This is a genomic window from Armatimonas sp. (assembly GCF_964826245.1).
Map to the genome: position 1 here is coordinate 1 of NZ_CBAYMC010000012.1, position 12530 is coordinate 12530.

Annotated in this window: 12 protein-coding genes and 2 pseudogenes; 8 read left to right on the forward strand and 6 right to left on the reverse strand. The window is 58.6% G+C overall.

Annotated elements, in window-relative coordinates; all coding sequences use genetic code 11:
- A partial coding sequence (locus tag AC1XOS_RS02420; RefSeq protein ID WP_481960622.1) for a hypothetical protein occupies positions 1 to 193 on the forward strand: 193 nt, incomplete at its 5' end.
- Positions 194 to 201: 8 nt separating this feature from the next.
- Here AC1XOS_RS02420 and AC1XOS_RS02425 read toward each other — a convergent pair.
- Genes AC1XOS_RS02425 through AC1XOS_RS02450 form a run of 6 tightly spaced genes read right to left on the reverse strand, consistent with a single transcriptional unit; the run spans position 202 to position 6463 of the window.
- Complete coding sequence (locus AC1XOS_RS02425) at positions 202 to 1335, reverse strand: trans-sulfuration enzyme family protein (RefSeq protein ID WP_481960623.1); 1134 nt, start codon at positions 1333 to 1335, stop codon at positions 202 to 204.
- Between the two features lie 19 nt (positions 1336 to 1354).
- Positions 1355 to 2251: a homoserine kinase gene (gene thrB, locus AC1XOS_RS02430; protein WP_481960624.1), complete on the reverse strand. Its 897-nt coding sequence runs from the start codon at positions 2249 to 2251 to the stop codon at positions 1355 to 1357.
- Positions 2244 to 3830: an AAA-like domain-containing protein gene (locus AC1XOS_RS02435; RefSeq protein ID WP_481960625.1), complete on the reverse strand. Its 1587-nt coding sequence runs from the start codon at positions 3828 to 3830 to the stop codon at positions 2244 to 2246. Before AC1XOS_RS02435 ends, thrB begins: the two co-directional genes overlap by 8 nt.
- Positions 3831 to 3852: 22 nt before the next feature.
- Positions 3853 to 5226, reverse strand: a complete 1374-nt coding sequence (locus AC1XOS_RS02440) for a gluconeogenesis factor YvcK family protein (protein WP_481960626.1) — start codon at positions 5224 to 5226, stop codon at positions 3853 to 3855.
- 2 nt (positions 5227 to 5228) lie between these two features.
- Entirely contained in the window at positions 5229 to 6077 is an 849-nt protein-coding gene (gene rapZ / locus AC1XOS_RS02445) for an RNase adapter RapZ (protein ID WP_481960627.1), read from the reverse strand.
- The gene (locus tag AC1XOS_RS02450; RefSeq protein ID WP_481960628.1) at positions 6077 to 6463 is read right to left on the reverse strand and encodes a phage holin family protein; all 387 of its coding nucleotides are present in this window, start codon (positions 6461 to 6463) and stop codon (positions 6077 to 6079) included. Before AC1XOS_RS02450 ends, rapZ begins: the two co-directional genes overlap by 1 nt.
- A 160-nt stretch (positions 6464 to 6623) precedes the next feature.
- Here AC1XOS_RS02450 and AC1XOS_RS02455 point away from each other — a divergent pair.
- The 7 genes and pseudogenes from AC1XOS_RS02455 to AC1XOS_RS02485 all read left to right on the forward strand — a co-directional run.
- Positions 6624 to 6836 (forward strand): annotated as a pseudogene (locus AC1XOS_RS02455) (transposase); the annotation flags it as partial.
- 25 nt (positions 6837 to 6861) lie between these two features.
- Positions 6862 to 7071 (forward strand): annotated as a pseudogene (locus AC1XOS_RS02460) (transposase); the annotation flags it as partial.
- 90 nt (positions 7072 to 7161) lie between these two features.
- Positions 7162 to 7890, forward strand: coding sequence for a sulfite exporter TauE/SafE family protein (locus tag AC1XOS_RS02465; RefSeq protein WP_481960629.1), 729 nt, complete (start codon positions 7162 to 7164; stop codon positions 7888 to 7890).
- 6 nt (positions 7891 to 7896) lie between these two features.
- Complete coding sequence (locus AC1XOS_RS02470; protein WP_481960630.1) at positions 7897 to 8649, forward strand: WecB/TagA/CpsF family glycosyltransferase; 753 nt, start codon at positions 7897 to 7899, stop codon at positions 8647 to 8649.
- Positions 8646 to 9695 carry an ArgS family protein gene (locus AC1XOS_RS02475; RefSeq protein WP_481960631.1) on the forward strand — a complete coding sequence of 350 codons (1050 nt, stop codon included), beginning with the start codon at positions 8646 to 8648 and terminating at the stop codon, positions 9693 to 9695. Before AC1XOS_RS02470 ends, AC1XOS_RS02475 begins: the two co-directional genes overlap by 4 nt.
- A 4-nt stretch (positions 9696 to 9699) precedes the next feature.
- Positions 9700 to 12231 carry a hypothetical protein gene (locus AC1XOS_RS02480; RefSeq protein ID WP_481960632.1) on the forward strand — a complete coding sequence of 844 codons (2532 nt, stop codon included), beginning with the start codon at positions 9700 to 9702 and terminating at the stop codon, positions 12229 to 12231.
- A gap of 60 nt (positions 12232 to 12291) precedes the next feature.
- Positions 12292 to 12519 (forward strand): hypothetical protein, encoded by a 228-nt coding sequence (locus tag AC1XOS_RS02485; RefSeq protein WP_481960633.1) that lies wholly within the window; start codon positions 12292 to 12294, stop codon positions 12517 to 12519.
- The last annotated feature ends 11 nt before the right edge of the window (positions 12520 to 12530 follow it).

Sequence of the window (12530 nt, forward strand, 5' to 3'; positions counted from 1 at the left end):
GTTTAAGAGAGGAACCATCTGGAGCTGGAACCTAGAAGCCGCAGGCAAGCTCGGAGATCTGGCGTTTATCCCGGTGCTTCATCACCTGCGAAACGGCTATCAAAAGACCCACTGGTTCTACAAATCGGTCACAGAGACGATCAAAGCAATTAAAAAAGCCTCGCCGAAATCGGCGAGGCTTCAGGGGCATTAAGGAAGCGCTTACTTGAAGGCTTCTTCCAGATCGGCGATGAGGTCATCCACGTGCTCGATGCCGACGGAGATTCGGATGAGATCCTCAGTAAGCGTGAGCCTTCGCCGGACATCCTCGGGCATGGAGAGATGCGTCATGGTCCACGGCTGTTCGATCAGGCTCTCGACGCCGCCCAGTGACTCGGCGAGGACAAAGATTTTGAGGTGCGTGAGCAGGTGCTTTGCAACCTCACCATCCGTGACACGGAAGCTGAATGTCCCGCCGTAGCCTGACATCTGGCGCTTCGCTAGTTCGTGCTGTGGGTGCGACTCTAGACCAGGGTGAAGCACTTGCGTGACTTTTGGATGCGCCTCCAGCCAGTGGGCGATTGCCAGTGCATTGCTATTATGCCGCTCCATGCGCACGGGCAGTGTTTTCACGCCGCGCATGGTGAGGAAACAGTCAAACGGAGCCTGCGCCGTGCCCATCGCGTTCTGGAGCATCTTGATCGTCGCTGCCAGCTCGGGATCGTTGGTGATCGCCGCGCCCGCCACCACATCACTATGACCGTTGATGTACTTCGTGGTCGAGTGCATCACGATGTCAATCCCAAGCTCCAGAGGCCGCTGGTAGAACGGCGACAAGAAAGTATTGTCGCAGAACGTGACGATTCCCTTGGGCTTTGCGATCTCCGCAATCGCCGAGAGATCCAGCAGGTTCATCAGTGGGTTGGTCGGAGTCTCGGTCCAGATTCCCTTCGTGTTGGGCTTGATCGCAGCTCGAAGTGCGTCTAGGTCGCGCAGGTTCACAAACGCGATCTCCATGCCCTTAGGCGCTAGCACAGAGACTAATAGCCGGTACGTGCCGCCGTAGAGATCGTCGTGGACGATAATATGATCGCCTGCGTTGAACATCGAGAGAATTGTCGCCGAGGCTGCCATCCCGGTGGCAAAGACATAGCCAAACTTCCCGCCCTCAAGAGCTGCGAGGCAGTCTTCGAGCTGCTTGCGCGTGGGGTTGCCACTGCGGGTGTAGTCAAACTCCCCAGGTTTGTTGTAGTCCTGGAAAGCAAAGGTCGAGGTCTGGTAGATCGGAGACATCACAGCGCCGTACGCCGGATCCGGTCCCTGCCCAGCGTGGATGGCAAGGGTTTCAAATTTCATATCAGCCCAGTATATCAGCTTAGAGCAGTTTTGCGCCCTCCGGGTCGAGGTGGAGGGGCATCCACTGTGCCCGCGTGCCTGCGTCACGGATCGCGCTTGCCATGGCCTCGCCAATCCGCTCCTCGTAAGCCTCGGTGAGGGCGAGGATCGCGCTGCCACTGCCGGAGAGCGCGGCACCGTAGGCACCGGCGTCTAGGGCGGCGTCTAGGGCGGCGCGAAATCCGGGGATGAACTTCTCGCGATAGGGCTGGTGGAGACGATCGTCCATTCCCACACGCAGCAGTTCCCAGCGCCGGGAGAGAAGAGCCGTCATGAGCACTGCCACGCGTCCTAAGTTCGCAACGGTCTCCGCGCGTGTCCAGCTCTCGGGGAGGGCCGCACGTGCCTCTTCGGTGGGCATGATTAGCTCAGGAATGCAGACAACCGCCTTAAGGCCTTCGGGAGCGGGAACCGAGACCCGAGTGATCGTCCCATCCGGCTCACGGACGGCGATCTGGAAGCCTCCAAAGAGCGCAGGGGCGACATTATCGGGGTGCCCCTCAATCTCCAGTGCGAGTGCAAGAATCTCTTCTTTATTCAGAGGGTTTCCCAGCAGGGCATTGCCACCAAGCAGGCCACCCACAACCGCCGTGGAGCTGCTTCCTAAACCCCGCGAGAAGGGGATATTGGCCTCGGTCTGCACAAAGAGCTTGGGGGGCTGCTTGCCAAGCGTTGCATAGAGCCGATAGAGGGCCAAGTGCGCCAGGCTATCCTCGCCTAGGACGAGCGTACGGGGGCGAAGCTGTGGCGGCGTGTTGCCCTCTAGCACATCAAAGTGAAAGACATTGTGCAGATCTAGGGCAACCCCGATGGTGTCAAAGCCAGGGCCAATATTTGCAGAAGTAGCTGGAACAGAGAGGGAGATCGTTTTACTCAAAGTGTTTTCTCAGATAAGTTTCATAGAGTGGGCAGCGTAGCTGGAGTTTTGTGGCACTCTCTCCTACAATCACGCCCGCTGCTCGGAGTCGGAAAAAGGCATCGTGCGAAGGAGCCTTCCCCCGCAGTATCTGGTGGAGCGCTTCCGCAAGGCAGGGCTCCTGGGTTAGTGAAAAGAGAAGACGCTCTAAGTGGTTGTCGAAGGCAGGGGTAGTCTCTAGCGCTTCCCCCGCAGCCAGCACTTCGAGGCCCTTACGGGTGAGATAGGGATGTCCCGAGAGTAGTGCAAATAGCGAGGTAATCTCGCGTACTTCATAGCGCTCGGCGAGCCACTGAACTTCACTCTGTGTAAAATCCGTGAGCTGGAGGCGCACCCCAACATTGAAGGGTGACTGGTTGGGATCCGTGATAAAGAGGTGCGCTTCAGTGGCATAGGCAAGTGCAATGGTCAGGCGGTGCCACGGCCCTTGCGGATCTAGGCTACGACGATTGTGCCAGGAGCGCAGAAGACCAAAGACCTCACTGCCAAAGCTCAGCGGAAAGAGCCGATCGGCTTCGTCGAGCCCCCAGACTAACGGGCGCTCACTCTCCACAACGACCACTCGTCTCAGATAGCGCTCCAGGTTCGCGGCACCGGATCGTGAGGCGTTCCAGTGGCTCTCGGGGGACGTCTCAAGATCAAGCTGCTCACAGAGGCTCTCCGCCATGGCACGGTAGAGGCTTTCGGCAGACGCTAAAACATCACTTCCGAGGCTCTGGAAGTCTAGGATCGCCACTTGGGTTCCGCGATGGCGCGCCGCATGGAGCCCCCGCGCCAGGAGGCTGGTCTTTCCCACCTGCCGAGCACCTTTGAGAAGCACAATCGCCTCTTGCCGCTCCAGCGCGGCATGAAACTGCGCATCCACAGCCCTAGTCACGTAGTGCTCTGAGCGAAGAGGCACGGCTCCGCCGGGTGTGCCCTCCTCCCCAACCCTCCTCCCAATCCTGGGAGCAAGGATTGGGGGAGGGAGAACCCCCTCAGGCTCCCCCTCCTCCCAGGGTTGGCACCCAGAGGGTACCCGGGGGGCAGGGGGGAGGAGGGCATACACACTCACCCACTCCCCGTGCTTCGTCTCTCGTGCTCCGAGTGATTTCAGGCGCTCTTTCCAGGCATCATGATCTTTAACCAGAGAAACGGCGGCCTCGGAGAGAAGAACCTCACCCGCCTCTGCCATGTCCATAATGCGCTTGGCGGTGTTGATTCCCCCACCGGTGACACTAATCGCCCCATTAATATCGTGGATACGGGTGATCGGGCCGACATGAATCCCCATGCGTAGAGAGAGCGGCGCGGCACTCGCTTGCACTTCGCAGGCACAATCCAGAGGAGCTGTCGCATAGCGCAGGAAGACTAAGGCAACTCCATCGCCCGTCGCAATGGGAATAAGCTCCCCGGATCGCTCCGCACTCTGAAATGCCATGGTCGCCCTCACACACTCCAGCAGCTTCGTGACCGATGCCGCCTGCTCTTCTAGCGAGAGCCGCGAGTAGCCCACGAGGTCTAAAAAGAGGACATGGCCGGTTTCGGTGGAGTTCAGCATTCTTTCTATTATGAGTGGGCTATTATGGGCGGGAGCCACGCTTTGTCTTACGGCTCTGCCAAAGATTCAGAATGGCCAGCGAGAGGCGCTCGTGATCGTGGCGAACGAGCTGGGTTTCCGAGAGGAACTTTCCCGTGATCGGGTGGTAGCCCATACTTTTAATGAGCTCCGTATCGGGGACAACGACATCGGCTCCAGTTTTGGCATAGCGATCCATTGCGTCTAGTGACGGGCGAGCATCGTTGACAAGCACATAGTCCACGATCTTGCGGCCTACGGGCAAAGAGGGAAGATGGCGCTCAATGGCGGCGAGGTGTGCGGAGGCCGTGTAGCCATCTGTCTCACCCGGCTGGGTCATGACATTGCAGATATAGACCCGCAGCGCTTTGGTCGCAACAAGGGCCTCGGCAATAGGAGCAACCAGCAGATTGGGAATCACCGACGTAAACACGCTCCCTGGTCCCAGCACCACGATATCGGCATCGCGAATGGCATCCAGCACTTCCTGCGGTGGCGTTGGGGCCTCTGGGCAGAGCTTGATCCGATCAATCGGGCTAGTATCTTTGACGATCTTCGTTTCTCCGGTGACTTCACGACCATCTTCCATCATCCCTACCAAGATCACCGACTCCACGGTAGAGGGAAGCACCCGTCCTCGGATGGCCAGAATCTCACTTGTTTTCTCGACAGCCTGCTCAAAATCTCCTGTAATCCGGGTCATGGCGGCAATTAGTAGGTTGCCAAAGCTATGACCGCTCAGCCCATCGTTATCGTCGCGTGTCTCAAACCGGAACTGAAAGAGCTGCTGCATCAGAGGCTCCGCATCGGCCAAAGCCACTAGGCAGTTACGAATATCTCCCGGCGGCGGCATTCCTCCGAGCTGCTGCTGGAGCAACCCCGACGATCCCCCATCGTCTGTCATGGTCACCACAGCAGTTAAGTTCGATGAGTACTGCTTCAGGCCGCGCAACAGAGTCGAGAGCCCCGTCCCTCCCCCAATCACCACGATCCGCGCCCCCTGATTGAGTGAGCGCTTACGCTGGATGACATCGGGTAGGGTCTCTAAGTTCTCCGGTGAGATCACCCCCACAATACTCCGATTGACCGCAATCAGGGCGCTGAGAATCAGCACCAACCCCAGCACGATCAGCGCGATTCCTGTGGGAAGATAGAAGCGCATGTCCGCAATATCAACATGAAAAAGCTGCTCAATGCGGTGCTCCAACCAGTCATAGTAGTCCGTATTGCGAATATTGACCAGCAGCGCAACCCCAATCACCACGGGCAAAAGCCCAATCGGGATTAGGAGGAGATAGCGCTTCACCTTCAGGCCTGGCGTGAGCCACTTCACCCCATGTACCACCAGCTGCTGAGGATTGGGAAGAGGAGTCGCCACGCTTAGCGCCTCTCCACATCGCGGTGCTGGATCAGCACTCGGTAGCCGCGCTGCTTTAGGAACGCGGAGAGTCTCTCACTAATAAACACAGAGCGATGCTTGCCACCCGTGCAGCCAATGCCAATGGTTAAGTAGGCCTTTCCTTCGGCAATGTAGTGCGGGAGCGACCATCCGACTAGGTCGTAGAGACGCTCCAGGAAAGCACTCGTGCGCTCATCGGCCTCGACAAACTCCTGAACTTCGGCACTACGACCATCTTTCTCTCGAAGACTATGATTGTAGTAGGGGTTACGCAGAAAACGCACATCAAACAATAAATCCGCGTCAAGAGGTGTCCCATGCTTGAAGCCAAACGAGGCTATGGTAACGGTAATAGGCTGCTGTTTGTGCTGCGGCGCGGCAAAGCGCTCGCGCAGAAACGCCCTCAGCTCGGTCGTGCTCATCCCCGATGTATCAATCACCAGCTCGGACTGCTCTTTTAGCTCCGCAAGCCTCTCCCGCTCTAGCCCAATGGCGGAGATAATCCCTCCCGCTTCAAAGAAAAACGGGTGGGGGCGGCGTGTCTCTTTGAAGCGGCGTACTAAAATCTCGTCAATGGCATCTAAGAACACGAGAGTTGGTGTTACGGGTAGCGAGAGAATCCCTGCCGAGAGCGCATCGAACTCTCCCGAGCGCACATCGTTGACGATGCAAAGGGGCTCATCTTTGGGCATTCCATTCAGAAGAGGCGCGAAAAGACGTGGCGGAATGTTCTCCACCACAAGCCAGCCCATGTCCTCAAAGCAGCGCGCCGCGGTCTGCTTTCCCGCGCCGCTCATGCCCGTTAAAACCACCACCGAAGCCATCGCCATTAGTCCTTATCTTTGGGGATCAGCAAGTCCAGCATCCCAGAGATCGTGGAGAGTGCAATGGAGCCGTAGAGAGCCGGCAGAAAGCCCTGTACCGAGAGTCCCAGTCCCAGTGTTCCCGCTAGCCAGAAGAGCAGCGCGTTGACCACAAAACGCATCAGGCCCATCGTCAGGCAGTTGAGCGGCGCGGCCAGCAGTCTTAGAATCGGCCCCACAAAGGCATTGACTAGTGTCACCACCGCGATGGAGAAAAACGCCCCAAGAGCGCCATCCAGCATCAGCCCCTGCTTGCCTCCCAGAAATGGAGCCACCGGCTGCACGTAGCTCCAGGAGAACACCGTCAGATACAGCGCCACCGCCCCGACGATCCAGCGAACGATCCAGGTCATTTTGTTATCCCCTCCCAAATCATTTTATCAGTTGTCGGGGCCTAAAAGTCCCCGCCTAGGCCGCGCAAGCGCGAAGCGGGCCGAGCCCGCACAAGAGAGGCCAAAAAAGAAATTTCCCTGTGTTTTATCAGAATGGGTACCTGTGAGCCGTTATAGAGACGTGAACAGAAAAGTAAACGTACGGCACCAGAGCAAAGTCGAGAGTTTTGCCCATTTTGTCTGGGCCACCTACCAGCGCCAGCAGATACTAACGGGGGAGTGGGAAGAGACAGCGCATCGGTGTATCCGAGCCGAGGCAATGCGTTTAGTCTGCGATATCCTTGCCCTGAATGGGATGCCAGACCCTGTTCATGTGGTCGTCAAACTCCATGCATCCGTGATGCTATTCACAGTTTGCCAATCAGATCAAGGGCGTTTCCTCCGCACTTCTCAACGATCTGCGCGAAGAAAACACCGAGATATTTCGCTGGCAGAGCGGCTATGCGAGCTTCAGCCTGAGCCGCTCACACTTAAGCCGAGTCGTTGCCTACGTGGACAACCAGAAAAAACACCATGCCAACCAGAAAGTCTGGCCCGAGTGGGAAGAAGTCGAAAAACGGCAAACCTAAACTCCCGCGGGCTCGGCCCGCTTCGCGCGTAGCGCGGCCTAGGCGGGGACTTTCAGGCCCCGCCAAACGCCCCGCCTGATAAAATACGCCATGATCATTCTGCCGGTGCTGATCTTTCTTGCGGCGCTGCTCTACGCCTCTGTAGGCCATGCGGGGGCCTCAGGGTATCTGGCAGCCATGGCATTAGTGGGGGTTGATCCCACAGTCATGAAGCCAACAGCATTGGTGCTGAATCTGCTGGTCTCTAGTATCGGCACCGTGGCATTTGCTCGCGCCGGAGCGTTCTCGTGGCGGCTTTTCTGGCCCTTTGCCCTCGGCGCGATTCCTCTGGCCTATTTTGGAGGCGCGATCACCCTGTCGGGTAGCTGGTACAAGCCTCTTGTAGGTATTGTTCTGCTCGTTGCCGCCGTGCGCCTGTTTCTGGGAAAGCTCACGGATAAAGAAGACCCACAGCCCCCGCCGATCTGGCTGAGCATGGTTCTCGGGGCGGGAATCGGATTTCTGGCAGGTCTGACGGGCACGGGGGGCGGGATTTTCCTGACGCCGCTCTTGCTGCTGATGGGCTGGGCAAAGGCAAAAGAGGCAGCGGGGACATCGGTGGCCTTTATTTTGGTCAACTCACTGGCGGGGCTTGCGGGAAAACCCAGTAGCTTGGCGCACCTGCCACCCAGTCTCTGGCTCTGGGCCATCGCTGCCGTCGCGGGCGGCTCGATCGGTGCAGCCCTAGGCAGCAAGCGCCTTCCTCCCCCCAGCCTGCGCCGCCTTCTCGCCCTCGTCCTGCTCATCGCCGCCGCCAAGCTCCTCTTTGCGATAAAATAGCCTTCTATGGCTGAGCTTCCGCCGCGCAACTCGATTACCCTTCATGGGATGCGCATTGATCGTGTGACTATGGAAGGGGCGCTGGCGTATATCGCCTCGTTTATCGCGTCGGGGAAACCCCATCATATCGTGACGGCTGATGCGTCCATGGTGATGACCTACCGCGAGGACAAAGACTTCGCCGCCCTTGTCGAGCAAGCGGCGCTGATTACTCCCGATGGCGCGGGGATTATTTGGGCAAGCAAGCGTCTGGGCGTACCGATTACTGCCAAGGTCAGTGGCGTGGATCTCTCTGCCAAGCTGGTGGAGCTCTCGGGCAAAAATGGCTGGCGCATCTTCTTTTTTGGGGGCGCTCCGGGCATTGCGGAGGCGGCGGCGCAGAAAATGCGGGAGAGGTTCCCAGATGCCAATATCTGTGGCATGCGCGACGGCTACTACAAGGCTGACGAAGAAGATACCGTGGCGGAGCAGATCGCGGCCACAAAGCCCGATATTCTCTTGGTCGCCATGGGAATTCCGCGCCAGGAAAAATTTATCCAGCGGCAGAAAGGGAGGGTGGGAGCAAAAGTCTATATCGGCGTGGGGGGGACACTGGATGTCTTCTCCGGCACCGTGAAGCGTGCCCCGGTCTGGATGCAAAAATCTGGGCTAGAGTGGCTCTACCGGATCTCGTCGAGCCCCAATGCGGCGCGCATGAAAAAGCTCGCCGCTCTGCCGCAGTTTGCTCGGCTCACTCTCACCACCCAAACGAAAAAATGAAAATCTGTCTTGAATATGTCTCTGCCAACCCCAATGGCCCGATCTCGATCCCGCACGCACGCGCCGCCGTGATCGGGGATATTCTCGCGCGTGTCTTTGCCGATGTGGGCCATCAGGTGACCCGTGAGTTCTATGTCAATGACGCGCCAGGCACCACGCTCACCGCTTTTGCTCGGAATGTCGCCACAGAAGCTGAGCCCTTCGCCGCTGAGATCGCGAAGTCCGCACGAGGCGCAACCCTCTCCGATATTCTCGCGGCAGTGCGCACACGACAAAACGCTAGCCTTGCGGAGCTTGGTGTTAGCTTCGACTCGTTTATCTCCGAGGCGGAGCTGCTGCGCTCCGGCGAAGTGGATAAGCTCCTGACCGATCTTACGGCGGCAGGTCAGACCACCTGGCGTGGCGGAGCGCTCTGGCTCAAGAGTGGAGAGCAAGACTGGCCACTCGTGCGCACCCAAGGCGGCCCGACCTACCTGGCAAGCGATCTGGCGTACCATCGGCAGAAGCTCTCGCGCGGCTTTGACCTGCTCATTGACCTCTGGAGCGATGACCACGGTGCCTACGAGGGCCGCACCCGCGTGGGGCTCCAGGCACTGGGCTGCGTCCCCGAGGCGCTACAAATTAGTTTAGTGGCTCCGGTGAGGATTTTGAAGGAAGGGCAGGAAAGGCGGGTCGGAAGGTACGGAGCGCTGCCCGTGCTGGAAGAGATTCTGCCACAGACGACGCCTCAGCAGCTGCGCTGGTGGTTTGCACAGGCGGATCCGAGTACCCCGCAAGTAATAAACCTGGATGTGCCTTCGCAGGCCCCCACGCAGCTGCACTCCGCACTCACCTCTTCCCATGTGGGCGAGGCGGCGGCACTGGAAGCTGCCTGTGCAACAGCAACCTTAGCTTTGGAGCAGGCACAAGAAACTCTCTCACCACGGCCTCTGGCGGAGGCAGCTCTAGGACTTGCGGCGGCACTGACAGGAGCCATGCCCGCTGGTAGCGCCGCTGAGGAGGCCAAACAGGCACTCCAAAAGCTCCTTACGATTCTGGGTATTTAAGACGATGCTAAACCCCCTTGCTTTACTGGCTCTGCTCTCTCTCCCTCTGATAGGCTCCTCGACAGGCTCCACAGATGGGGTTTACACCGACGGAGCCGGGGAGAAACACCCTTGGCGTGTCGCGGAGAACCACTCTCTTGTCTGGGATGGCAAGCCTTTTGTGCCTGTTGGGGGGCTCTTCCAAGTTAAGTCCTGGGCTCCAGGAGCAAGTGAGGCAGACGTCACCGATGACCTGGCAGCACTCCAGCGTCTTAAAGCCAGCGGGATCACGGATATCTATCTCCAGCCACTCAAGGGTGGAATTACCCTGATCAAGCCAACGGCAATCCAGCGGATCGTTGATGCCGCCGAGGCGGAGGGCTTCACCTACGGCCTCTCTCTGGCGGATGCTCCACGCACGCCTCTCTTGGGCTACCAGATCCTTCCTGGTCGCTATCTACAAGATGCTCCCGGCAACGGCGGACAAGTGCGCTTCCCCATCAAGAACCTGAGCCGTGCCCTCTGGTTTGTCGCCGACCCTGGAACGCGCCAAGTGCTGGATCTGGGAACAGCGGATATTGTCGCGGAGGGTGCCCGTGCCAATGTCTCCTTCAAAGAGGGACGCAACCGGCTGGTGCTCTACCCTGAGCGCCTCTTTCTTGCGGGTAGTGAGCTTGGGATTCCCAATGTCTGGGAGGGCTTTGATAAGTACCGCGACGATCTGCTGATGCTCTTTAGCCAGGTAAAGCTGGGCAAAGGCTTTCGCTTCTTCTCCGATCCGCTTGGCCTGACACTCTCTCTCGCGGGGGAAGCACGCCAGATTGTCCCCAGCGGCACTGCCTTCCAGACCGAGTGGGCTCTATACCTCTCGCACCGCTATGCCACGCTTGACAGCCTTGAGGCAAAGTGGGGCATCACAGAGCGAGGAACCGTTAGAAGCTTTGACGATGCCGCACAGCTTCTTCCGCTCTGGTGGGCAGAAAAGGGCCTACCACAGTTCTACCACAAGGGAAAAGGCAGTCTTATCGCTACTCAGGACAGCGCCTCTAGCTTCTGGCAAGATCTAGAGACCTTCAAGACCGAGTCGCTGAGGGGCTACATGAACCAGCTTGCCATCGCCCTCAAGCGCGGGGTCGCCGAAGTGCCCGTCGTCTACCGCTCTCGGGGATTCTCTCCCCTCTTTGCACGGATAGAGGCGCGAGCGGGCTTCGATGGCGTGGGCATTGAAGCCTATGGCAAAGGGATTGAGCCCGTCGCCTACACCGGAGCGGAGGCCTATGCCCAGCTCAGCGATGCGCCTCGTCGGCTCTGGCTACCCGTTCTAGCCACACAGGAGTCGCGTATCCCGCAGACAACCCAGCCGGGCTTTGCCACCAAGCGCTTACTCTTTAGCATGCTGGATGCCCTGCGCGACACGGGAGCACGCGGCTTCTATGTGGATGGCGCTCGCCTAGTCGAGCCCACCCGTATCGCCTACGACCTCTCACAGCAGCCGGAGCAGCTTGGCTGGCTAGGAGAGTACCAGCGCCAGCTCGGGGTCATGGGGATCGGGGCGGCAGCCCCGCCACGGGATAAAGCGGTCTTCTATCCACGAACCTACAAGCCTCTTCAACCCCGTCCCCTGCAAGACGGAAGCTGGTGGCTTCCCAGTGACCGTGAGTACATGCTCTACAACTTTGGGCCTGCGGGGCGCGCCTACAGCCTGAGTGAGCCGGAAGGACCCGTGTTCTACCTCTGGAACCCCAGCGGACCACGTCAGATCAAGCTCAAGATTCCTAAGCAAGCAAACCTCTCCAATGCGGCTCCCCTGAGCTGGCTGCCCAGGGAGCGCGGCGTTATTACCAAAGACACCCTGACTCTCACCATCGGCCCCGAGCCTCTGCGTCTCTACAACTTCCCCTCCCTCCCTCTCCCACTGGAGGCATTCCCCGAGACCATGGCCCGAGCAGAAACACTCCTAGCGGGGGTCAGTAAGCGCAAGTTCAATGAGACCTCGTTTCTGGGCATTGAGCTACAGAACCTCAAGCGGCGCTATAAGAGTGAGGTGACGACATCGGCCTACCAGGCCCTGACGGATCTCCAGCAAAAAGTGGATCAGATGAGCGCTCTTCTGCGTCCCTATGTCTGGATTGAGGCCGAGCAAGTCGCAGGCTACACATTTGACATGGTAGATGACCGTCCGGGTGCCAGTGGAGCGCGGGTGCTCGTGAGTGCCAACCGTCCTGCCGATGCCGCCCTCGCGACAGCCGTTTTTCCGGTCGGCATCAACCTCGAAGGGGCTCTTAGGCTCTATGTGGCGGCCACACCAGGCGCAACTTTCCGAGTGTTTCTCGATGGTCAGCCCTTCGGAGGAGCCGATGCGCCTCTCCCCCGAATAATGGGGGAGACGTTTGCTCTTGGGACACTAAGCTGGTACGACTGCGGCTCCGTCGTGATGCCGCGCGGCATTCACCAAATCGAAGTTCGTGCCGAAGGGGCTATCTCTCTGGATGCTCTCTTGCTGGCCCCCCCGGGAATCGTGCCCAGTGGCCCCCTTCCCCCGCCTTTTCAACCATAAGTTGAAACTCTCAGAAGAGAGACCTGTCTAATCAGACGCCCGGAACTAAGGAACAAAGCTATGAAGATGTTAAGTCGTTTTGCACTACTGGCACTGGTGATGAGCACCGCAAGCCATGCATTTGCCCTACCCGCCTACGCAAAAAAAGAGAGTAAGAACTGTGCGTTCTGCCATACCAACCCCAAGGGTGCGGGAAAGCGCACGGCAGCCGGTGAGTGGTACAAGACCCACGCGCACTCTCTAAAAGGCTTCAAAGAGCCTGCCAAGCCTGCTCCCAAGAAAAAATAACGTGGACACTT